This window comes from Pseudomonas sp. BS3782 TE3695 (assembly GCF_050435305.1).
Classification (GTDB): Bacteria; Pseudomonadota; Gammaproteobacteria; order Pseudomonadales; family Pseudomonadaceae; genus Aquipseudomonas.
This window is the reverse complement of sequence record NZ_JBNDKB010000001.1, coordinates 4,579,300-4,601,460: the sequence shown is the minus strand read 5'-3', so window position 1 is coordinate 4,601,460 and position 22,161 is coordinate 4,579,300. Positions and strand designations below refer to the sequence as shown.

The 22,161-nt window shown below is 60.0% G+C and carries 21 protein-coding genes and 1 pseudogene; 13 read left to right on the top strand and 9 right to left on the bottom strand.

Annotated features, from left to right (window positions below; translation table 11 throughout):
- The first annotated feature begins 7 nt into the window (after positions 1–7).
- The 9 genes from ABH909_RS20635 to ABH909_RS20595 all read left to right on the top strand — a co-directional run bounded on the left by ABH909_RS20635 (position 8) and on the right by ABH909_RS20595 (position 11,975).
- The gene (locus ABH909_RS20635; protein WP_429436486.1) at positions 8–3,781 is read left to right on the top strand and encodes a nitrate reductase subunit alpha; all 3,774 of its coding nucleotides are present in this window, start codon (positions 8–10) and stop codon (positions 3,779–3,781) included.
- Between the two features lies 1 nt (position 3,782).
- Complete coding sequence (gene narH / locus ABH909_RS20630) at positions 3,783–5,321, top strand: nitrate reductase subunit beta (protein WP_095631842.1); 1,539 nt, start codon at positions 3,783–3,785, stop codon at positions 5,319–5,321.
- Positions 5,322–5,323: 2 nt separating this feature from the next.
- Positions 5,324–6,079, top strand: a complete 756-nt coding sequence (narJ, locus tag ABH909_RS20625; protein WP_429436484.1) for a nitrate reductase molybdenum cofactor assembly chaperone — start codon at positions 5,324–5,326, stop codon at positions 6,077–6,079.
- Positions 6,072–6,752 carry a respiratory nitrate reductase subunit gamma gene (gene narI, locus ABH909_RS20620; RefSeq protein WP_429436481.1) on the top strand — a complete coding sequence of 227 codons (681 nt, stop codon included), beginning with the start codon at positions 6,072–6,074 and terminating at the stop codon, positions 6,750–6,752. The genes narJ and narI overlap by 8 nt, the downstream gene beginning before the upstream one ends.
- Positions 6,753–6,762: 10 nt before the next feature.
- Entirely contained in the window at positions 6,763–7,722 is a 960-nt protein-coding gene (locus ABH909_RS20615) for a peptidylprolyl isomerase (RefSeq protein WP_429436479.1), read from the top strand.
- Positions 7,723–7,747: 25 nt separating this feature from the next.
- On the top strand, positions 7,748–8,740 hold the full coding sequence (moaA, locus tag ABH909_RS20610) for a GTP 3',8-cyclase MoaA (protein ID WP_429436476.1): 993 nt from the start codon (positions 7,748–7,750) through the stop codon (positions 8,738–8,740).
- 327 nt (positions 8,741–9,067) lie between these two features.
- Positions 9,068–11,083 (top strand): ribonucleoside triphosphate reductase, encoded by a 2,016-nt coding sequence (locus ABH909_RS20605; protein ID WP_429436474.1) that lies wholly within the window; start codon positions 9,068–9,070, stop codon positions 11,081–11,083.
- Between the two features lie 32 nt (positions 11,084–11,115).
- Positions 11,116–11,283, top strand: a complete 168-nt coding sequence (gene nrdD / locus ABH909_RS20600) for an anaerobic ribonucleoside-triphosphate reductase (RefSeq protein WP_017338867.1) — start codon at positions 11,116–11,118, stop codon at positions 11,281–11,283.
- On the top strand, positions 11,280–11,975 hold the full coding sequence (locus ABH909_RS20595) for an anaerobic ribonucleoside-triphosphate reductase activating protein (RefSeq protein ID WP_429436471.1): 696 nt from the start codon (positions 11,280–11,282) through the stop codon (positions 11,973–11,975). Before nrdD ends, ABH909_RS20595 begins: the two co-directional genes overlap by 4 nt.
- 15 nt (positions 11,976–11,990) lie before the next feature.
- On the opposite strand, the gene ABH909_RS20590 is transcribed toward ABH909_RS20595, so the two are convergent.
- From ABH909_RS20590 to ABH909_RS20575, 4 genes are read right to left on the bottom strand one after another with little or no spacing between them, the layout of a single operon-like run.
- Positions 11,991–13,370 carry a 4Fe-4S binding protein gene (locus ABH909_RS20590; protein ID WP_429436469.1) on the bottom strand — a complete coding sequence of 460 codons (1,380 nt, stop codon included), beginning with the start codon at positions 13,368–13,370 and terminating at the stop codon, positions 11,991–11,993.
- Complete coding sequence (locus ABH909_RS20585; protein ID WP_429436466.1) at positions 13,358–14,212, bottom strand: FTR1 family iron permease; 855 nt, start codon at positions 14,210–14,212, stop codon at positions 13,358–13,360. Before ABH909_RS20585 ends, ABH909_RS20590 begins: the two co-directional genes overlap by 13 nt.
- A 22-nt stretch (positions 14,213–14,234) precedes the next feature.
- Entirely contained in the window at positions 14,235–14,567 is a 333-nt protein-coding gene (locus ABH909_RS20580) for a cupredoxin domain-containing protein (RefSeq protein WP_429436464.1), read from the bottom strand.
- On the bottom strand, positions 14,568–15,098 hold the full coding sequence (locus ABH909_RS20575) for an iron transporter (protein WP_429436462.1): 531 nt from the start codon (positions 15,096–15,098) through the stop codon (positions 14,568–14,570).
- A gap of 206 nt (positions 15,099–15,304) precedes the next feature.
- Between ABH909_RS20575 and ABH909_RS20570 the strand changes: the two genes are divergently transcribed.
- The gene (locus ABH909_RS20570) at positions 15,305–15,550 is read left to right on the top strand and encodes a DUF3079 domain-containing protein (protein WP_429436460.1); all 246 of its coding nucleotides are present in this window, start codon (positions 15,305–15,307) and stop codon (positions 15,548–15,550) included.
- An 84-nt stretch (positions 15,551–15,634) separates the two neighbouring features.
- Here ABH909_RS20570 and ABH909_RS20565 read toward each other — a convergent pair whose 3' ends face one another.
- Entirely contained in the window at positions 15,635–16,351 is a 717-nt protein-coding gene (locus ABH909_RS20565) for a class I SAM-dependent methyltransferase (RefSeq protein WP_429436458.1), read from the bottom strand.
- A 152-nt stretch (positions 16,352–16,503) separates the two neighbouring features.
- Between ABH909_RS20565 and ABH909_RS20560 the strand changes: the two genes are divergently transcribed.
- The 3 genes from ABH909_RS20560 to ABH909_RS20550 all read left to right on the top strand — a co-directional run bounded on the left by ABH909_RS20560 (position 16,504) and on the right by ABH909_RS20550 (position 18,128).
- The gene (locus ABH909_RS20560) at positions 16,504–16,665 is read left to right on the top strand and encodes a DUF2986 domain-containing protein (protein WP_429436456.1); all 162 of its coding nucleotides are present in this window, start codon (positions 16,504–16,506) and stop codon (positions 16,663–16,665) included.
- 20 nt (positions 16,666–16,685) lie between these two features.
- Positions 16,686–17,381: a tRNA (adenine(22)-N(1))-methyltransferase gene (locus ABH909_RS20555; RefSeq protein WP_429436454.1), complete on the top strand. Its 696-nt coding sequence runs from the start codon at positions 16,686–16,688 to the stop codon at positions 17,379–17,381.
- A gap of 144 nt (positions 17,382–17,525) precedes the next feature.
- Entirely contained in the window at positions 17,526–18,128 is a 603-nt protein-coding gene (locus ABH909_RS20550; protein WP_429436451.1) for an eCIS core domain-containing protein, read from the top strand.
- A gap of 141 nt (positions 18,129–18,269) precedes the next feature.
- On the opposite strand, the gene ABH909_RS20545 is transcribed toward ABH909_RS20550, so the two are convergent.
- The 4 genes and pseudogenes from ABH909_RS20545 to ABH909_RS20530 all read right to left on the bottom strand — a co-directional run bounded on the left by ABH909_RS20545 (position 18,270) and on the right by ABH909_RS20530 (position 22,122).
- Positions 18,270–18,944 carry a MarC family NAAT transporter gene (locus ABH909_RS20545; protein WP_429436449.1) on the bottom strand — a complete coding sequence of 225 codons (675 nt, stop codon included), beginning with the start codon at positions 18,942–18,944 and terminating at the stop codon, positions 18,270–18,272.
- 49 nt (positions 18,945–18,993) lie between these two features.
- Positions 18,994–19,557, bottom strand: a complete 564-nt coding sequence (locus tag ABH909_RS20540) for a hypothetical protein (protein ID WP_429440017.1) — start codon at positions 19,555–19,557, stop codon at positions 18,994–18,996.
- A 51-nt stretch (positions 19,558–19,608) separates the two neighbouring features.
- Positions 19,609–19,704: pseudogene (locus ABH909_RS20535) on the bottom strand (carbamate kinase); the annotation flags it as partial.
- A gap of 147 nt (positions 19,705–19,851) precedes the next feature.
- Positions 19,852–22,122 carry a TonB-dependent receptor gene (locus ABH909_RS20530; RefSeq protein WP_429436447.1) on the bottom strand — a complete coding sequence of 757 codons (2,271 nt, stop codon included), beginning with the start codon at positions 22,120–22,122 and terminating at the stop codon, positions 19,852–19,854.
- Between the last annotated feature and the right edge of the window lie 39 nt (positions 22,123–22,161).

The following is a 22,161-nucleotide window of genomic DNA, read 5'->3' as shown; positions in this document are numbered from 1 at the left end:
CTACACCGTGAGTCATTTACTGGATCAATTGCGGTTTTTCAATCGCAAGCAAAACGAGTTTTCCGACGGTCATGGCGAGACCCGCAAAGAGTCTCGCGACTGGGAGAACGTCTACCGTTCGCGCTGGCAGTACGACAAGATCGTGCGCTCCACCCACGGGGTGAACTGCACCGGCTCCTGCTCGTGGAAAATCTACGTCAAGAACGGCCTGATCACCTGGGAAACCCAGCAGACCGACTACCCGCGTACCCGTAACGACCTGCCGAACCATGAGCCCCGTGGCTGCCCCCGTGGTGCCAGTTACAGCTGGTACATCTACAGCGCCAACCGGCTCAAGTACCCGAAAATCCGCAAGCCGTTGCTCAAGCTCTGGCGCGATGCGCGGCAGACCATGGCGCCGGTCGAAGCCTGGGCCAGCATCGTCGAGGACAAGGCCAAGGCCGACTCCTATAAAAGCAAGCGCGGCATGGGCGGCTTCATTCGTTCCAACTGGGAAGAAGTCAACGAGATCATTGCAGCGGCCAACGTCTATACGATCAAGCAATACGGCCCGGACCGGATCGTCGGCTTCTCGCCGATCCCGGCCATGTCGATGGTCAGCTACGCCGCAGGCTCGCGTTACCTGTCGCTGATCGGCGGTGCCTGCCTGAGTTTCTACGACTGGTACTGCGACTTGCCACCGGCCTCGCCGATGGTCTGGGGCGAGCAGACCGACGTGCCGGAATCGGCCGACTGGTACAACTCCAACTACATCATTGCCTGGGGCTCCAACGTCCCGCAGACCCGTACCCCCGACGCGCACTTCTTTACCGAAGTCCGCTACAAGGGCACCAAGACGGTCGCGATAACGCCGGACTACTCGGAAGTCGCCAAGCTCACCGACCTGTGGCTGAACCCCAAGCAGGGCACCGATGCGGCGCTGGCCCAGGCGTTCAACCATGTGATCTTCAAAGAATTCCACCTGGACAAACCGAGCGCTTATTTCACTGACTACGCCAAACGCTTCACCGATTTGCCAGTGCTGGTGCTGCTCAAGCAAATGGTCGACAAGGCACCGGGCGCCGGTTACCAGCCGGACCGCTTCCTACGCGCCAGCGACCTGACCGACAACCTCGGTCAGGAAAACAACCCGGAATGGAAAACCATCGCGCTGGATGTCAGCGGCGAACTGGTTTCTCCTCAGGGCTCCATCGGTTATCGCTGGGGCGAGAAGGGCAAGTGGAACATCCTGCCTCGTGAAGGCGGCGAAGGCCGTGAGATCGATCTGAAGCTGAGCCTGATCGGCGATGACGTCGCCGAAGTGGCGTTCCCGTATTTTGCCGGCGAGTCCCACGAACACTTCCAGCACGTGGCCGGCGATGCCGTGCAATACCGTCGCGTGCCGGTGCATAACGTGGTGCTGGCGGACGGCAGCGTGGCCAAAGTCGCCACCGTGTTCGACCTGTCGGCCGCCAACCTGGCCATCGATCGCGGCCTCGGTGGCGCCAACGTGGCCAAGGATTACAACGACGCCTCAGTGCCCGGCACTCCGGCGTGGCAAGAGCAGATCACCGGCGTCAGCCGTGAGAAAGCCATCCAGATTGCCCGTGAGTTCGCCGACAACGCCGACAAGACCAAGGGCCGCTCGATGATCATCGTCGGCGCGGCGATGAACCACTGGTACCACATGGACATGAACTACCGCGGGCTGATCAATATGCTCATGCTCTGCGGATGTGTCGGCCAGACCGGTGGCGGTTGGGCGCACTATGTCGGTCAGGAAAAACTCCGCCCGCAATGCGGCTGGCTGCCCCTGGCGTTCGGCCTGGACTGGAACCGTCCGCCTCGTCAAATGAACGGCACCAGCTTCTTCTACGCCCACAGTTCGCAATGGCGCCACGAGAAGATGAGCATGCACGACGTGCTCTCGCCGCTGGCCGACAAATCGCAATTCCCTGAGCATGCGCTGGACTACAACATCCGCGCCGAACGCGCCGGCTGGTTGCCCAGCGCACCGCAACTCAACACCAACCCTTTGCACATTTGCCGCGACGCTGCGGCGGCCGGCATGGACCCGAAAGACTACGTGGTCAAGTCGCTGCAGGACGGTTCGCTGCGCTTCTCCTGCGAACAGCCGGACAGCCCGGTCAACTTCCCGCGCAACATGTTCATCTGGCGTTCCAACCTGCTGGGCTCCTCGGGTAAGGGCCACGAGTACATGCTCAAGTACCTGCTGGGCACCAAGAACGGGGTGATGAACGAAGACATCGGCCAGGTCGGCGACTGCAAACCCGAAGAAGCCGAATGGGTGGACGAGGGCGCCATCGGCAAGCTCGATCTGGTCACCACGCTGGACTTCCGCATGTCCTCGACCTGCGTCTATTCCGACATCGTCTTGCCGACCGCGACCTGGTACGAAAAAGACGACATGAACACCTCGGACATGCACCCGTTCATTCACCCGTTGTCGGCCGCCATCGACCCGGCGTGGGAATCGCGTTCCGACTGGGAAATCTACAAAGGCATCGCCAAGGCGTTTTCCAGCATGGCGGTCGGGCATCTGGGCGTTGAAAAGGACCTGGTGACCATCCCGCTGATGCACGACAGCGTCGGTGAACTGGCCCAACCGTTTGGCGGCACCGACTGGAAAAGCGCTGGCGTGGCACCGGAGCCGGGCAAGAACGCGCCGAACCTGCATGTGGTGGAGCGTGACTACCCGAACATCTACAAACAGTTCTCGTCGCTTGGGCCATTGCTGGAAAAACACGGCAACGGTGGCAAGGGCATCAACTGGAACACCGACGCCGAAGTGAAATTCCTCGGTGCGCTCAATCACAAAGAAGGGGCTGCCGGGATCAGCCAGGGTCGGCCGAAAATCGACTCGGCGATCGATGCTGCAGAAGTGATTCTGTCCCTGGCGCCGGAAACCAATGGCCATGTCGCCGTCAAGGCCTGGGCCGCGCTGTCGGAGTTTACCGGCATCGATCACAGCCACCTGGCGCTGTCCAAGGAACACGAGGCGATTCGTTTCCGCGACATTCAGGCACAGCCGCGCAAGATCATTTCCAGCCCGACCTGGTCGGGTCTCGAAGACGATCACGTCAGCTACAACGCCGGCTACACCAACGTTCACGAAGCGATCCCATGGCGCACCATCACCGGTCGCCAGCAGTTCTACCAGGATCATCCGTGGATGCAGGCGTTCGGCGAGCAACTGATGAGTTATCGCCCGCCCGTCAACACCCGCACCATCGAAGGGGTAAAAGGCAAGCGCAGTAACGGCCACAAGGAAATCGTCCTGAACTGGATCACGCCGCACCAGAAGTGGGGCATCCACAGCACCTACAGCGACAACCTGCTGATGCTCACCCTCAGCCGTGGCGGGCCGATTGTCTGGCTCTCGGAGAACGACGCGAAAAGCGCCGGCATCGAGGACAACGACTGGATCGAATGCTTCAACGTCAACGGTGCACTGACCGCCCGGGCGGTGGTCAGCCAGCGCGTCAAGGACGGCATGGTGATGATGTATCACGCACAGGAACGGATCGTGAACGTGCCCGGTTCGGAAACCACCAAGACCCGTGGCGGCCACCACAACTCGGTCACCCGCGTTGTGCTCAAACCGACCCACATGATCGGCGGCTATGCCCAGCAGGCCTACGGTTTCAACTATTACGGCACGGTCGGTTGTAACCGCGACGAATTCGTCGTGGTGCGCAAAATGTCCAAAGTCGACTGGCTCGATGGTTCAAGTGGCGATGACCTGCCACGTCCGCTGCCGACCGAAATCGAGGAGAACTGAGATGAAGATTCGCTCACAAATCGGCATGGTTCTGAACCTGGACAAGTGCATCGGTTGCCACACCTGTTCGATCACCTGCAAAAACGTCTGGACCAGCCGTGAAGGCATGGAATACGCCTGGTTCAACAACGTCGAATCGAAACCCGGGATTGGCTACCCGAAAGAATGGGAAAACCAGGACAAGTGGAAGGGCGGCTGGATCCGCAACGCCAATGGCACGATCAACCCGCGCATCGGCGGTAAATTCCGCGTGTTGGCGAACATCTTCGCCAACCCGGACCTGCCGAGCCTCGACGATTACTACGAACCGTTCGACTTCGATTACCAGCACCTGCACACCGCACCGCTGGGCGAGCATCAACCCACCGCGCGCCCGCGCTCGCTGATCTCCGGCAAGCGCATGGAAAAAATCGAGTGGGGCCCGAACTGGGAAGAGATCCTCGGTACCGAATTCGCCAAACGTCGCAAGGACAAGAACTTCGACAAGATTCAGGCGGACATTTACGGCGAGTACGAAAACACATTCATGATGTATTTGCCGCGCCTGTGCGAGCACTGCCTCAACCCGACGTGCGCCGCATCGTGCCCGAGCGGTGCGATCTACAAGCGTGAAGAAGATGGCATCGTCCTGATCGACCAGGAGAAATGCCGTGGCTGGCGGATGTGCATCAGCGGCTGCCCGTACAAGAAAATCTACTTCAACTGGAAGAGCGGCAAGTCCGAGAAATGCATCTTTTGCTACCCGCGAATCGAAGCCGGAATGCCGACTGTTTGCGCCGAAACCTGCGTCGGGCGCATCCGTTACCTCGGTGTGCTGCTGTATGACGCCGATCGCATCAGCGAAGTGGCGAGCACCGCCAATGAGCAGGACCTGTACGAGAAACAACTGGAGATCTTCCTCGACCCGAATGACCCGGCAGTGATTCGTCAGGCCCTGGCCGATGGCGTACCGCAATCGGTGATCGACTCGGCGCAACGTTCGCCGGTTTACAAAATGGCCGTGGACTGGAAACTCGCGCTGCCGCTGCACCCGGAATACCGCACCTTGCCGATGGTTTGGTACGTGCCGCCGCTGTCGCCGATCCAGAACGCCGCCACTGCCGGCACCGTTGGCATGAACGGGGTGATCCCGGATGTCGACAGCCTGCGTATTCCGCTCAAGTACCTGGCCAACCTGCTGACGGCGGGCGATGAAAAACCGGTCAAGCGTGCGCTTAAACGCTTGCTGGCGATGCGCGCCTACAAACGTTCCGAGCAAGTCGACGGGGTTCAGGACCTGCAAGTACTCAAGGATGTTGACTTGAGCGTGGCCCAGGTCGAGGAAATGTATCGCTACCTGGCGATCGCCAACTATGAAGACCGCTTTGTGGTACCGAGCGCGCACCGTGAAGACGCCATGAGTGACGCCTTTGCCGAGCGCTCCGGTTGCGGCTTCAGTTTCGGCAGCGGCTGCAGCGGTAGCTCCGACACCAACATGTTCGGTGCGAAGAAAGCCAACCGCCGCGACGTCCTGAAAACCGTCCAGTTGTGGGAGGAGTGAGCATGCAGATTCTCAAAGTGATTTCGCTGCTGCTCGATTACCCGACCGAGACGCTGATTGGCGGTCGCGACGAACTGGAGCAAGCGATTATTCAGTCACGGGAAATCAGCCCCAAGCAACGCGGCGCGTTGTTCGAATTGCTCGAGCTGATCTGCGCCAATGACCTGATGGACGGGCAGGAGCACTACGGTGCGCTGTTCGGCCGGGGGCGCTCGCTGTCGCTGTTGTTGTTCGAGCACGTGCATGGCGAGTCCCGCGACCGTGGCCAGGCCATGGTCGACATGATGGCGCAGTACGAAGAAGCCGGTTTTGCCATCGGCGTCAAAGAGCTGCCGGACTACATCCCGCTGTACCTGGAGTTCCTCTCCACCCGCGAAGACATCGAGGCCCGCGAGGGCCTGGCAGATGTTTCGCACTTGCTGGCCTTGCTCGCCGCACGCCTGGAAGAGCGTGAAAGCGCCTATGCCAGCTGCTTCCGGGCGCTGCTGCAAATCGCCGGGGCAGAACCGCATCAGGCAGTGGCCGACCTGCGGGCGCAGGTGGCGGCGGAACCGCGCGACGACTCCCTCGAAGCTCTCGACAAGATCTGGGAAGAGGAGGCTGTGGACTTTCTCCAGGCCGAACAGCAGGACCGTTGCAGTGGGCTGCCAAGCGCACCGGGCAAGGCTCGGGAAGAAAGCGCTGTACCGTTGCACTGGGTGGATTTTCAGCATGAAGGGCTGGCCGCCGCGCCAGCCCAGGAGGTCAGTAATGTCTAAATGGAATCTGTTGTTGTTCGGGATCTATCCTTACGTCGCCCTGGCCACTTGCCTGATTGGCAGCTGGGCACGCTTCGACCTGTCGCAATACAGCTGGAAAGCAGGTTCGAGCCAGATGCTCAACCAAGGCGGCATGCGCGTGGCGAGCAACCTCTTTCACGTCGGTGTGTTGTTCGTGCTGGCCGGGCACTTCGTTGGCCTGCTGACGCCTGCGTCGGTCTATCACCATGTGATCAGCACCGAGAACAAGCAGTTGCTGGCCATGGTGTCCGGCGGGTTCTTTGGCCTGCTGTGCCTGATTGGCTTGCTGATGCTGGTCAACCGACGGCTCACCGATCCTCGGGTACGCGCCACTTCCAGCCCTTCGGACATCCTGATTCTGCTGGTGCTGCTGGCGCAGTTACTGCTGGGGCTGCTGACGATTGCGGCGTCCACCGCGCATATGGACGGCTCGGTGATGGTGATGCTCGCCGATTGGGCGCAGAACACCGTGCTGTTGCGGCCGATGGAAGCGGCGGCGGCCATCGCGCCGGTCGGGCTGACTTACAAGCTGCACGTGTTTCTCGGTTTGACCCTGTTTGTGCTGTTCCCCTTCACCCGCCTCGTACACATGATCAGCGCACCGATCTGGTACCTGGGGCGTCGTTATCAAATCGTTCGTCAGAAGTACTGAGGAGACAGTCATGTCAGGTGGATGTGGATGTGGTGGTGGTAACGGCGGCAGCGGTGGCTGCGGGTCTTCGAAAAAAACCGAGGACGTTCTCGACATCGCGCCAGTCGCAGAGGCGCAGTTTGAAGCACTCCCGGTTGAGCCGGCGGCTGCCTCCGACGCCCCGGCGCAGTTGATCGCCAGCAGCGAACAGGAGTGGCCGATCATCAGCGTCAATGAGGTATCGATCACCCCGGAGGCAATGGCCCAGGAGCTGCAATATCACCCGGCCGAAAGCCGCGAGGAAGCGGTGTACCTGGCCGCTCGGGCATTGGTGATCCGCGAGTTGTTGCAGCAGCGCATCGCCGAGCTCGGCGTGTCGCTGGAGATTGGCGCTGGCGAGAATGAAGAAGAAGCGGCGACGCGCTTGTTGCTCGAACGCGAGGTGCAGGTACCGCAGTGCGATGAGGAAACCAGCCTGCGCTACTACGAAAACAATCGCGGGCGCTTTCACAGCGCACCGTTGCTGGCGGTTCGGCACATCCTGCTCGAGTGTGCGCCGGATGATGTCGAGGCGCGCGCCGTTGCGCATGATCAGGCGGAAGTTCTGCTGCAACGTCTGGAAGACTTTCCCGGCAGTTTCGCCGAGCTGGCCGTGAAGTATTCGGCCTGTCCGTCGAAGGCTCAGGGCGGTTCCCTGGGGCAAATCAGCAAGGGCCAGACCGTGCCCGAACTGGAACGTCAGCTGTTCACTCTGGCGCCGGGCCTGGCCAGTAAACCGCTGGAAAGTCGCTACGGCTGGCATGTGGTCAGTGTCGATCAGCGGATCGAAGGCACGCCGTTGCCCTATGAAGTGGTGTCGACGGCGATCCGCACGCAGTTGCAGCAAGGCGTCTGGCAAAAAGCGCTGGTGCAGTACCTGCAAACCCTGATTGGTGCGGCGGATATTCGCGGTATCCACTTGCAGGGCGCCGACTCACCGCTGGTGCAGTGAGCCTCGAGGCAATCCGGGAGATGTGATGAACGCTGTAATGCAGGATGGCTTTGGACGGCAGATCGATTATCTGCGGATGTCGGTGACGGACCGTTGTGATTTTCGCTGTGTGTATTGCATGGCGAAAAACATGACCTTCCTGCCGCGCCAGCAGGTGCTCACGCTGGAAGAGTTGCAGCGTCTGGCAACGCTGTTCGTCGGATTGGGCGTACGCAAAATCCGCCTGACCGGCGGCGAGCCGCTGATTCGTCCGGGCATTGTCGAACTGTGCCGTAACATTGCCTCGCTGCCCGGTTTGCGCGAACTGGTCATGACCAGCAACGGCTCGCAACTGAGCCGCCTGGCCCGGCCATTGGCAGAGGCGGGGGTTAAGCGGATGAACATCAGCCTCGATAGCCTGGACGGGCAGAAGTTTCGCGCGATCACCCGCATCGGCGATCTCGACCACGTGCTCAACGGCATTGAAGCGGCGCGTGACGCAGGGTTTGAGCGGATCAAGCTCAATTGCGTGGTGATGAAGGGCCGCAACTTCGATGAAGTCCCGGCGTTGGTGCAGTACGCCATCGACCAGCGCATCGACATCAGTTTCATCGAAGAAATGCCCTTGGGCGACGTCGGTCGTTCCCGGGGTGAATCGTTCTGTTCCAGCGACGAAGTGCGGGCGCTGATCGCCAGCCAGCATCGGTTACTCGACAGCACTGAAAACAGCGGCGGACCGGCGCGCTACGTGCGCCTGGAACGCCATCCCGATACTCGGATCGGTTTTATTTCGCCCAACAGTCACAACTTTTGTGGCAGCTGTAATCGGGTGCGGATGACAGTTGAAGGGAAGCTGTTGCTGTGTCTGGGGCAGGACGATGCGCTGGATTTAAGAGGATTGCTGCGGCGTTATCCGCTGGATGACCAGCCCGTGATCAATGCGGTGCAGAAGGCCTTGCGCGGCAAGCCGTTGCGCCACGATTTCAGTCCTGAACGGGAGGTGCAGATTGTGCGGTTCATGAACATGAGTGGCGGTTGAGCTGATCTATTAAAGAAAGAGTTTGCCAAACACAATACTTGTGGCGAGGGAGCTTGCTCCCGCTGGGTTGCGAAGCAACCCTAAATGAGGCACCACGATTATCCAGACAAATTGAGTGTGCAGGATTACGACCGCTTCGCGGCCGAGCGGGAGCAAGCTCCCTCGCCACAGTGTTCGCACCGGATTTCCCTTCACCGCCTCCGGGCGGTTTTTTTCACCGCCAAATCTTGATATCGATCAATTGCAGATCAGCCCTTTGTCCGTAGTCTTCACTGCATGTTGTGTTTGTTTGTCTATAAACATCTATATGTAGTATCTGGAGGCCAAATGCAGAGCACGCTGATCGCAGTAGGATGTAACCGCTTGCACAAGCGCGATGGCAGTCTGGTCGCTTTCGATGCGGACAAGATCCGTCAGGCGTTGATCGCTGCCGGCAAGGCAACCGGGGAGTACACCGAGGTTGAGGTTGAAGGTTTGCTTCAGGCGGTACTCGCTCGACTGGACGGACTGCCAAGGTTGCATGTCGAGCAGATCCAGGATCGTGTCGAACGGGTATTGATGGACGCCGGTTTCTTCTTCGCCATGCGCGCCTACATCGTCTACCGCGAACAGCACGGGCGTTTGCGTCGGGACCGCCGGACCATGGTCGAAGTGGCGACCTCGATGAACGAGTACCTGGACCGTGAAGACTGGCGGGTTCAGGCCAATGCCAATCAGGGGTATTCCCTGGGTGGGCTGGTGTTGAACGTGTCGGGCAAGGTCACTGCCAACTACTGGCTGGACGAGGTGTACAGCGAGGCCATCGGCCAGGCCCACCGCGAGGCGGACTTGCATGTGCACGACCTGGACATGCTCGCCGGTTACTGCGCCGGGTGGTCGCTGCGCACCCTGTTGCACGAAGGGCTCAACGGTGTGCCGGGGCGTGTTGAAGCCGGTCCGCCGAAGCACTTGAGCAGCGCTTTGGGGCAGATGGTGAATTTCCTCGGCACCCTGCAAAACGAATGGGCCGGGGCCCAGGCGTTCAGCTCGTTCGACACTTACCTGGCGCCATACGTACGCAAGGACCAGTTGAGTTATCAGGAGGTGCGCCAGGCGATCCAGGAGTTCATCTACAACCTCAACGTGCCGTCGCGCTGGGGCACCCAGACGCCGTTCACCAACCTGACTTTCGACTGGGTTTGCCCGCAGGATTTGCGTGATCAGATACCCGTCATCGGCGGTGAGGAAATGCCATTTGCCTATGGCGACCTGCAAGTCGAAATGGACCTGCTCAACCGCGCCTACATCGAGGTGATGCAGGCTGGCGATGCGAAAGGGCGAGTGTTCACCTTTCCGATCCCGACCTACAACATCACTCATGATTTCCCGTGGGACAGTGAAAACGCCGACCGCTTGTTCGAGATGACCGCGCGTTACGGCCTCCCGTATTTCCAGAACTTCCTCAATTCGGATTTGCAGCCCAATCAGGTGCGTTCGATGTGCTGCCGGTTGCAACTCGATGTGCGCGAGTTGCTCAAGCGCGGCGGCGGTTTGTTCGGTTCGGCGGAGCAGACCGGGTCGCTCGGCGTGGTGACCATCAACTGCGCCCGTCTGGGCTATGTCTTCAAGGGCAACACCAGCGGTTTGTTGCAGCGCCTGGACACGCTGATGGAACTGGCGATGGAGAGCCTGGAGGTCAAGCGCAAAGTCATTCAGCATCACATGGACGCCGGTTTGTACCCGTACACCAAGCGTTACCTGGGCACCTTGCGCAACCATTTCTCCACCATCGGCCTCAACGGTCTGCATGAAATGCTGCGCAATTTCAGTGGCGACGAGGAGGGCATGCACACCGAGCACGGCCGGCAGTTTGCCCTGAAGATGCTCGATCATGTGCGTGCCACGTTGCTGCGTTTCCAGGAGGAAACCGGCCACATGTACAACCTGGAAGCGACGCCGGCAGAAGGCACCACTTACCGCTTCGCCAAAGAAGACCTCAAGCGCTACCCCGACATCCTCCAGGCTGGCAGCGTGCAAGCGCCGTATTACACCAACTCCTCGCAACTGCCCGTGGGCTACACCGAAGACCCCTTCGAGGCGCTGGAACTTCAAGACGAACTGCAATGCAAATACACCGGCGGCACGGTCCTGCACCTGTACATGGCCGAGCGAATTTCCTCGACCCAGGCCTGCAAGCAATTGGTGCGAAAAGCCCTTGGCCGCTTCCGCCTGCCGTACCTGACCGTGACCCCGACGTTCTCGATCTGCCCGGTGCACGGCTACCTCGATGGCGAACATGAGTTCTGCCCCAAGTGCGACGAAGCACTGCTGCTGCAAGAGCAGAAGCTCGGCACCGTTCATTGATTTCGATCCACTCAACCGCAAGGAGCTTCACCATGACTGCATCGCAAACACTGCCTCAGGCTCAACGTCAACGCTGCGAAGTCTGGACTCGGGTGATGGGCTATCACCGTCCCGTGTCGGCGTTCAATCCGGGTAAACAGTCGGAGCACCGCGAGCGGGTGCACTTCACTGAAAGCGCGGCACTGGCCGGGCGCCAATGAGTCGAATGCTTCGGGTCGGGGGCATGGTGCCCCTGACCACTATCGACTATCCGGGACAGCTCGCCTGCGTGCTGTTTTGCCAGGGTTGCGCCTGGCGTTGTCGTTATTGTCATAACCCGCAGCTGATTCCCCCTCGTGGCAATGAGGAAGTGGATTGGCGGCGGGTGTTGGCATTTCTGCAACGTCGTCAGGACCTGCTTGATGCCGTGGTGTTCAGCGGTGGTGAGCCGACTCTGCAGGACGGTTTGCTCAGCGCCATGGATGAAGTGAGGGGCATGGGATTTCGCATCGGCTTGCACAGCGCGGGGATCAAGCCGGCCGCGTTCGCCAAGGCACTGACCGGTGCTGATTGGGTCGGTTTCGACGTCAAGGCGTTGCCCGAGGATTGCCAGGCCATCACCCGGGTCGAGGGCAGCGGCACCGCCAACTGGCGCAGCCTGGAGCATCTGTTGGCCAGTGGTGTCGACTACGAATGTCGCACCACGGTGCATTGGCATCTGTTCGAGCCGGCGCGTCTGCTGACGTTGGCAAAACGCTTGAATGCGCTTGGCGTCAAACGCTTTGCCGTGCAGTTGGTTCGCACCGAGCGGATGTTCGATCCGCTGTTGCCGAGCGTTTCGGCTCAAGCATTGCTGCCAGAGTTGTGGGAGGCCATGCGCGAGTTGTTTCCAGCCTTCGTGTTGCGGGGGTAATGGGGGCAGGGGAACTCAAGCCCAGCCCCAGAATTGCAACCACCAGCCAAACCCCACCATGGCTTCGGCCAGGAGCAGGCAAGCGATGGCGGACCCGCGTCGCACCCGGGAAAGATTTTCGCAGCTCAGGCGTTTCCAACCCAGTAGCAGGCTCCAGCCCATCGCGGCCAATAACAGACAGGCCCTGGCCGGTTGTACCCACTCCAGCAGCAGCCCTTCATAGCGCAGTAATTTGACGGTGGTGGCCGACAGCCCGAGAAACAGGCCGGCACCCCCCAGGGGCGTGAGTGTCAGCGCCAGGGGCCAATACAGAGTGCGATCCCGCGCCAGTCGGGCCGTCAGACGCAGAAGGAGCATCAACGCCGTGCCGAGCACGATCGAACTCAAACTCAGGTAAGCGACGATGCTGAAACCGTCGAGCCAGCTGAAGCTGTCGTTGAGCTGCGGGTAATGGGTGAGCAGCCACCAGGGAGCGTTGTCCTGCAGGGCCCAGAGTTGGTCGTGTTCGACCAGCCACTGGGCCAGGGATTGTTTGAGGGCGACAAACCATGGGCTGACCGTCCACTGAAATGCGCCCATGGCCAAGCCAATCACGCCGAACAGCAGCAAGCGTGCATCCCAAGGGGACAGGGTCTGCGCTGTCGCGTGAAGAATCTCCTGATTGCTGGAGCGGGCGATCAGCTGAACGGCACCGCGTTGCCCGCTGCAGCGTCCGCAGGCATGGCAATCACTGGCGCCTTGCAGGCGGCGGATATCGAGCAGGGGCGCGCAGTTGGGCGGCGGCAGGCGCGGTGCGGCATTTTCTAGCCAGCGTTGTTCATCGACCTGAAAGTGCACGGGGGCCAGCCTTGCGAGCAGGGCGAAGACACCGCTGACCGGGCACAGGTAACGGCACCAGACCCGCTTGCCCCGGGCGAACAACAACCCGACGATGACTGCTACCACCGTCGAACCGCCCAGAATCAACAGCGCGGCCTGGGCGTAGTCATAGACGCTGATCAATTGGCCGTAGAGGGTCGTCAGGCAGAACGCCAAGGTTGGCCAGCCGCCCCAGCGCAACCAGCGCGGCACACCCAGGCCTTTACCGTAATGGCTGGCCCATTCGCTGAGCGAACCTTCCGGACACAAAACGCCACACCAGAGTCGGCCGAAGAACACCATCGACAGCAACACGAACGGCCACCAGATCCCCCAGAATAGAAACTGCGCGAGCAAGGTCAGGTTGTCGAGTATCCGTGCCTGGCTGTCTGGCAGCGGCAACAGCGCCGGGGTCACCAACAGCACCGCGTAAAACACTACAACAGCCCACTGCACCGCACGGATGACGGGCGCATGGCGACGCATCCCGTCGCCCAGGTGCTGGAGCCATCGATTGCGCCGGCTCAGGTCGGGCATGGCAGGTTTTCCGCAGTTCGTTGCCGTAGCCAGCCGCCGACGGCCAACCAATAACCGATCCACACCAACAAGGTCAGGCCACTGGGGCTTGCCCGATAACCGGCGAACCCGGCAAGAAAACCACCTAATCCGTGGCTGTCGTTCAGCAATGTGCTGCTATCCCAAAGCGCTTCGCCAACAAGGCGGTAAACCACGTCCGGCAAATCCAGGGCGAGCAGTTGGCCGCCGATTCGTTCGGTGCCACCGACCAGTAACGCTGCGCCGAGCATGAGCAGGATGACTTCGCTGATGGCAAAGAATCGCTGCCATGAAATGAATCGGCGACTGCTGTGCAGCACCGTAATGGTCAGCGCCGACAGCACCAGGCCCAACACGCCGCCGACGGCAAACAAACCGAGCTGCGGGCCTCGCAACCGGGCGCCGGCGCCATAGAGAAAAACCACCGTTTCGCTGCCTTCGCGGCTGATCGCGAGCATGGCCAGCAGTAATAGACCTGCTCCACCTTGCCGAGCCAGGTGGCTATCGGCGTGTCGTCGCAAATCGTGGTTGAGGGTGCGTCCGTGGCGATGCATCCAGCCCACCATCTGCACCATCAACAGGCTCGCAACCAACGCAAGTGCGGCCTGGAACCATTCGCTGGCCGACCCGCTCATGGCCTCACCGGCAAACAGAATCAACACCGCCAGCAGGCCCGAGAGCATCAACCCCAGCACCACACCGGCCCAGAGGAATTTGACCAGACGATTACATTGGCCTTGCTGGCTGGCCCAGGCCTGGAGAATCCCGATCACCAGCAACGCCTCGACGCTTTCGCGCCAGACGATGAACATTGATTGATTCATGCAAGCTCCGTGCGCTAACAGGTTATTTCGCGAGGATGCCGCCCTCGGGCAATTGCGGGTTGAACTCGTCGAAGAAGGGGTAGTGACCCGGCCTCAGGGGGTGAATGACCACGAAGGTTGTCACGCCCGGCGACAAGACTTTTTCAACCCGCAATGGCGTGCTCTCGAACTCGGCCGGACCTTGGCCGACGTTCTTCAGGATGATCTTGAAGCGCTGTCCGGCCGGCACCTCCAGCAAGGCAGGGGTGAAGTGGCCATCGCGCAGAACCAGTTCGTAGCTCGGCAACTCGGCATGGGCCGTCAACGGTGCAACCGTTCCGGCCACAATCAACCAGGCAATGCGCAGGCGCTTCATTCAATAGCCGCCTTTTTTACCGATGCCGGCGTAGATGAATTCGTAGTGCAGTTCGCAGCGTTCGAACCAGGGCGCGACACCGGTTTCCTTATCCGTGTGACGCCCAAGCGAACCATGACCGCCAGGCGGCAGGACGGTGAATGTCAGCTGATATTTACCGGGGCCAAGCAGCTTCACATTGTCGCCATAGTGCGGACCGTCATTGGCCACCATGGCGTGGAAAGCGCCTTTTATCTCGGGGTCGCTGCCCTGTTTTTTCAGGTTGAAAGAAACGTTCAGGTAGGGCACGAAACTACCTTCCTGAAAGCCCTGCCGGTTGTCCGCAGTGGCCCGAATGTCAGCTTCCAGGTGGACGTCGGAATCCGCGGTGGCGCGCATCATCCCCGCAGGTGCCATTTCTATCGGCTGCAAATACACCGCCCCGACTTCCAGCCCGGGACACAACTGTGGTTCCCCGATCGGGTATTCCTTGGCGTGAGCCAGCGGCGATAGCAAGAGCAGGGCGAGTGATAGCGAAAAAGGGGTACGCATAATAGCTTCCTGAACACTGACGAGTAGGAGCCCGAGTCTAGGAAGCTTTGCTGCGAACAATAATGATTGTTATCAAGTTTTGAAAAATTAAAGGGTTGGCTCAGGATTGCGCAGGGGGCTCGATGTCGATTCTTGATATGTATCAAGGCTGGCATTGCGCAAGGGCTGTAGGTTGGAAAAACGCCACTCAATGATCGGAGATCGGCATGGCCAAGAACTTCCCCGTCAACCCCAAGCACCCCGAACGGATCTGCTGGGGATGCGACCTGTATTGCCCGGCGAAGTCCCTGGCGTGCGGCAATGGTTCGGAACGGACGATGCATCCGGCGGAGATGTTTGGGGAGGATTGGCACGTGCCTGGCGACTGGGGCCTTGATGCGGTCATTACTACAGACAAGGTGGTCGATGACTTTCAATCACTGCCTGATGATGCGCTGCACGCAAAGGGTTGATCCGTTTTTTGTAGGAGTCAGCGGTGCGTCGCGATTGAAGCTGCGCGGGCGGGATACCCATCGGTAGGCGGTAAACCTTTTCCGTTAACGCTCAACTTTGATGTCATTGGCGACTACTTTTGCGGTAATGGGTGGGTTTTGCTCCGCCACCAGCAGCAACGACTGCGGCATAGGGCTTTGCGGGTGCTGTGGTTCCTGCAAGCCGGCCAGCCGAAAACCGGCCATGTCCAGCGCATTGAGCCAACTGGACAGCGTTCGCAAGTACCACGGCATGGGTTGCCACTGTCCCTTGAACCCAGCGAAGGTCTCCTCCCGCCAACCATCTTGATAGTCGCCCGCCGCCGCGGTCCACGGATGCAGCGTCTGGATCACCAGCGTGCCACCAGGAACGAGCAGGGCGTTCATGGCCGTGAGCAGGGGAATGATGTCCTGGTGTAATAGGGCAAAGTTGGCGCAGATCAGGTCGTAGTTGCTGCCAATGTCTACCTTCGTCTCCACCAACTCTTCATAGCTCGCCAAATGCACCCGCGAAGAGCCCGCCGCCCGCGCAGCCTCAACCAGCGCTGCATCGCCATCCACACCCACCGCCTGGATGGCCCGGTCAGCCAGCGCACGCAACAGCCAGCCCTCGCCGCAGCCCAAGTCGAGCACGCGCTCGGGTTGGCGGCTGAGTACCGCCAGCAGGATGGCCTGGTCGGTGACTTGCAGGCGGCTTTCGATGCTGCCGGTACGGACGGCCTCGATCCAGGATCGGGCGTTGTGGTGCCAGCTCTGGAGGAGGGTGGACTCGGGGGCGGGCATTTCGATATCCGGGCTCATGGGTTAGATGGAAGGATAGGACAAGTGCTGGCAGGTCGCAGAAGCGTTGTCGCGAACCATTTGGAAGCCATCAACCATTGTCCCGTTACCCGCACCTCTGCCATCATTCAAGAACTCACACGCCGAGCAGAAATATGAACCGTCGTAAAAAAATACAACAGCTATTAAAGGCTCACGCCAAAAAGGCCAGCGCCAAATTGGCACCGCCCAGTAAGTCTAAATACGTCAGTAAAGCTGACCGATTGAAACTGGCTGCTGAACCCGGTCTGGACTCGATCATTTCCCCTGAGAGCTGATCCGTGAAAAGGGGCTGCTGTTGAACGAACACACATTGTCCATGCGCCTGGAACGCGTCGCGGCGCATATACCAGCAGAGGCGCGCCTGGCCGATATCGGCTCGGATCACGGCTATCTGCCGGTGGCGTTGATGCGCCGTGGCGCCATCGCAGCGGCGGTGGCGGGCGAGGTGGCATTGACGCCATTGCGCTCGGCCGAACGCACTGTGCGCGAGAACGGCCTGGACCAACGGATCACCGTGCGCCTGGCCAATGGCCTGGCGGCGATCGAGCCGGAAGACGGGATCACGGCGATCAGCATCTGTGGCATGGGCGGCGAGACGATCCGAGACATCCTCGACAGCGGCAAGGCACGCCTCAGTGGCCGTGAGCGACTGATCCTGCAGCCCAACGGCGGCGAGCAGCCATTGCGCCAATGGCTGATGGAGAATGGCTACCGTATCCTCTGCGAGGAAGTGCTGCGGGAAAATCGCTTCTACTACGAGATCATCGTCGCCGAGCGCGTCGGGCCGGTGCTGTATACCGCCGAGGAGCTGTACTTCGGCCCGCTGCAGATGCAGGCACGCAGCCCGGCGTTCCTGATCAAGTGGCAGCGCATTCTGCGCCACAAGCAACAGACGCTGACCAGCTTCGCCCGGGCTCGGCAGGTCGTGCCCGAGGAAAAGGTGCAAGACATCGCCCGGCAAGCCCGGTGGATCACCGAGCTGCTGGCTTGAACACGGTCCAGCGGGGTACATGAAGTCGCCGAGCAAAGGATTCACGGTATCCCGGGGAGCGCCTGGTTCGGGACTACGCTAAAGCTATGCGGATCCTCGATCAATTGTGACCTGTTCGCGCTACGTCCGTCCCTGGAGCGCCCAATGCCGCCCATCACCGCGCGCCTGGTGGCGCTGTTCGTGCTTTGCCTGACGCTTGAAGTGCCAGCCCAGACCAGCGCTTGCCCAGCGGGCGAGACACAGGTGTGCCTGGACGGCTGCATCTGCCTGCCAGACCTGGGGCCGATGCTCGGCTCCCTGCCGGATGACGTCCACCAGATCGCGGCGCCTGCCCTGGCGCTCTGGTTGACCCAAGCCCGTGCTGATGCCGCCAGCACCGGCATCCAACCCATTCCTCCGCACATCCGGCAGCAACTGCTGCGCTGGTACGACCCCGGCGTCCTCGATGCCGCGCGCTACAAAGTTGGCGACGACGGCCAATTCAACGCCGCCACTGCCATGCTGCAAAACCCCGATGTCGGGGCCGTGACGCTGATCGACATCATCCTTTTCCGGGATGCTCAAAGCGCGGAACAGAACATCGCGCTCTGGGCTCACGAGTTAAAGCATGTGCAGCAGTATCAGGAATGGGGGGTAGAAGGATTTGCCCAGCGATATACACAGGATTTCAATGCTGTAGAGGCGCCGGCTTATGCCATACAGGCTGAGGTCAGACGGTCGGTGCGCGAAGGGCTTATTGGAAAATAGCGACCCCTCATCGAGGGGCGTTATCGGTGCGGGCAAAACCTGGGCTCGCATGCGGTTGGCATCTGCGGCAGCAGAACCTCAGGGTTCTCATTCTGGATACCGAAAGCCAGCCAATGGTACTCATGGAAAACGCTCTTGAGATTACTGAGGGCGGAGCAGGTGAGCATTACTGTCAATGATGGTCTGGATTATTTCCACTGAGCCATTAATGGCGAACTGCGCACCCATGCATACCAGAAGGAACCCCATCAGGCGTGATATGGCATCAATGCCTGACTGTCCCATCATTCTCATGATCATTCCTGAGCTAAGCAGGCATACCCAAAGGATAAGTGCGGTAAACAGGAAGATTAATGGAGGGGCTATTAATATGACCCAGGCGGGGAATAAAGTGCTGTGTTTGATAGTGGCGGCAGAACTTATGATCATCGCAATGGTGCCAGGGCCAGCCGTACTGGGCATGGCCAAGGGGATGAAGGCGAAGTTCGGTTGTTCGGTTGCGCCATTGCTGGAAGCAGAGTGCTGAAGAGGCGGCGGAAACAGCATCTTCAAGCCCATGATAATGAGAATTCCGCCACCGGCCATACGCAAGCCCGGTATGGAGATGCTAAAGGCATCCATAACAAACGCGCCGACGTAGTAAGTGACCGTCATGATCAGAAAGACATAGAAGGACGTCAGAAAAGCCTGTGTATTTTTTTCCTTGTGACTCAGTCCCTTACTCAAGGCGAGAAACAGTGCCACTGTCGTGGGAGGGTTGGTCAACGGCAGCAGCGCCAGTAATCCAAGTCCGATTGCATTGAACAGATCTGTCATGTCGAACTCAAGTCCTGTCGTTCGAGACCGCGTTTGTCGGTGAGCGTCATTAGCGTGAAGTTTTGACTTTCAGGACTTCGGTATAAATGGCATCGATTGTCTGACCCACCTGGAGTTTCTTCATTCTTTCTTGAAGCTGCGGGTCTTCGACTTTCAGTACAGTGGCTTCTCCCTCCGGCGGAAGCAAGGTTACCTCATGCTTTTTAAAGTCGATGTGAGTGATCTTGGACGTGACCTTGACCTGGCGAACCGCTTCACCTCCGGGATTGGGATTGTCCTTGGTGGCGCGGATGGACATGGATTCGTCAGTGATGCCTGATGCACCGCCAATATCGGTATCAAGTTTATAAGCGACCGAGCGAATCACATGAATATCGACCGTGTCCCCGACTTTCAAATTGTGCAGGTTTTTGGCCTGGTCGGTGAGCTGGATAGGCACTGGACTCTTGTCGCGACCTTCGATGGTGACCTGATAGTTGGCGGGATCAACGGCCAGTACCCGTGAAACGATGTGACCTTCCATGGCATTGCTGCCCAACGGTATGTCGGCGGCATGGGCCGTCAGGCCGGTCGAGAGGAGTGAGGCGAGGGCAATGACGCGGATTGGTTTCATGGGTCTGCTGTTCCATAGATGGTTGACAGAAAGAATCCAGGCATCACAAAGAGCCTTGCCCTGGACAATCGCTTCGATATCCGAGAGTGGACCGATCACTGCGGTTTTTCCAGTATGGCGGGCAAAATCGCAGTCCGCTTGGACCTGCGAATCATTGCCGTGGGGAGCTCACCCGTTAGTTGTCGGATGGACCCCGACCCGGACGGCGTGCATTTCAGTTACTGATTGTTGATGGTGATGTAGGGCTCCCGCTGACGCGGAACAGCACGGCAAGGCGTGCTGTTCCCCTGTCACCTAGAAGTCCACGGATGCAGAAAGCTGCACGGTGCGGGGGGCGCCAAGCCCCAGCGTGGTCAATAGCGGCATGCCCCAGTAATCCTTGTTCGTCACGTTGTTCACCGTGCCGCGCAATGTCACGGGATGGCTGGCGACCCGCATCGCGTAACGGGCGCCGACGTCATAGATGGTGTAGCCCGGAATGGATTTGGAGTTGTCGGCATTAATGTACTGCTTCGACACGGAAGTCGCGTTGGCGGTAAGGGTCAAACCATCCAGGATCGGGGTGTCCCACTCGACTCCCAGCTTGCCTTGCAGCTTCGGCTGGCCGGTGGCGAGCTTGCCTTCGTTGACGCCGCCGGCAGTCTTGGTGACCTTGGGATCGACACGGGCAACACCGCCCATGAGGCGTACATCGATCACCGGCGAGCCGAAGAAGCTCCACTCGACCCCACGGTTACGTTGCTCGCCGCCAAAGGAAAAGACGTTGGTGGCGGGGTCGGTATAGCTGTTGGGACGCTCGATCTGGTACAGGCTGAGGGTGTGGGCGAAATCACCCAGGTCAAGTTTTACCCCGACCTCCTTTTGCTTGGACTTGTAAGGCGCGAACACTTCGCCGGCGTTCGCTGCGGTCAGCGGCGCAGTGGCACCTTTACTCAGGCCTTCGATGTAGTTGGCATAGAGCGACACTTCATCGGTCACCTTGAGCAGCACCGCCGCGGCGGGTGTCGTGGCGCCCTCGTCATAACGCGAGGTGTGCGCGCCGGTAGTGACGCTGAACGTGTCGGTCAATACTTGCTGGCGACGAACACCGAGGGTGATCTGCAGCCGCTCATCGAGGAACGACAAGGTATCTGCAAAACCGTAGCTGGTCAGGCGCGACTCGGTGTGCAGCACGGCAGGCCAGCTCTGCGGCGCCTCCGGCCCCCAAACCGGGTTATAGATGTTGGTAATCCAGTTCGCACCTGGCACCGATCGACGGCCATAGTCTTTTTCCTCGTCGGAATAGTGCGTGGCGTTGATCGACCACTGGTGACCGATGCCGAAAGTGTCCATTTTCCCTCTAAGCCCGGCCTCGCCCGAAGTCTTCTTCAGGTCGATCTTCAGCTGGCCCATGGTGGTGGTGAAGTCACCGGCAGTATTGATCACCTGGGAAGAGATGGCGCCGTTGTAGGCGTAGTCGGTCTTGCTGGTGCCTGCCGCCGCATAGGCCGTGATGTTGTCGTTGAGATCGTATTCGCCCCGTACGATCACGCCCTTGTCCTTGGTCTCGACGTAGCCCCAGTCAGGGTTGAGCAGGGTGTCGGATTTAGGCGGCTTGGGGACCGGCACATCCGCGGCAAGGCCAACACCCCGGTTCTGGCCGTTGACGCGATCTTCACTCTGATAGAGGTCGACCGACAGGCGCGTCCGCTCACCATTCCAATCCAGGCCCAGGGAGTTGAGCTGGACTTTCATTTGCTGGTGCTCGGTCGCGGTATCGCCGTCGCGGTAGACGCTGTTGAAGCGCACGCCGAACTGCTGCTCCTCGCCCAAGCGGCGGCCGACATCCAGGTGCCCGCCAAACTGTGCATCCGACATGTAGGTCGTGGTCAACCGTGTCAGCGGTTCGGCGCCTGCGCGCTTGGGTACCAGGTTGATGGTGCCGGCGACCGAACCTCCCGGCGGCATGCCATTGAGCAGGGCGGAGGGGCCCTTGAGCACTTCGATGCGCTCGTACATTTCGGGGGAGATCCGATAGTAGGGCGCCATGCCATACAGCCCGCCGAAGCTCACGTCGCTGATATTGGAGGCGAAACCGCGGATGGAGTAGTTCTCGCTGTGGGTCCCGGTCAACCCGTTGCTGAACACCCCTGGGTCGGTGGCGGCGATCACATCGGTGATGTTCTGGGCCTGGACGTCCTCGATGTACTTTTCGGTGTAGCTGATGGTGCTGAACGGGGTCTCCATGAAGTCCTTGTTGCCCAGCAAGCCGACACGGCCTCCCGAGGCAACCTGGCCGCCGGCATAGGCGGGAGGCAATGCGCCAGGGGCATCCAGCTTGCCTTCGATCATGGTTTCGGACAGTTCCAGCTTGCCGCTGCCCGAGCCCTGTTGCTGCACCTTTGCAGCCGGTTCAGTCGCGTCGGCCTGTTCGCTGGATTGAGCAGCGGCCACCGTCATGCTTGCACTGCCCAAGCTGAGCAGCAGGGCCATGTGTACAGCGATGAAGGTGCGGTTGAACTCAAATGGCGACGCAGCGTGTGTTGGCAGAGGGCTGACGTGCTGTGTTTTACAGCGTTGCGACATGCTGGATTCCTTTCAAAGCACAGAAAAGTGAAGAGTGTT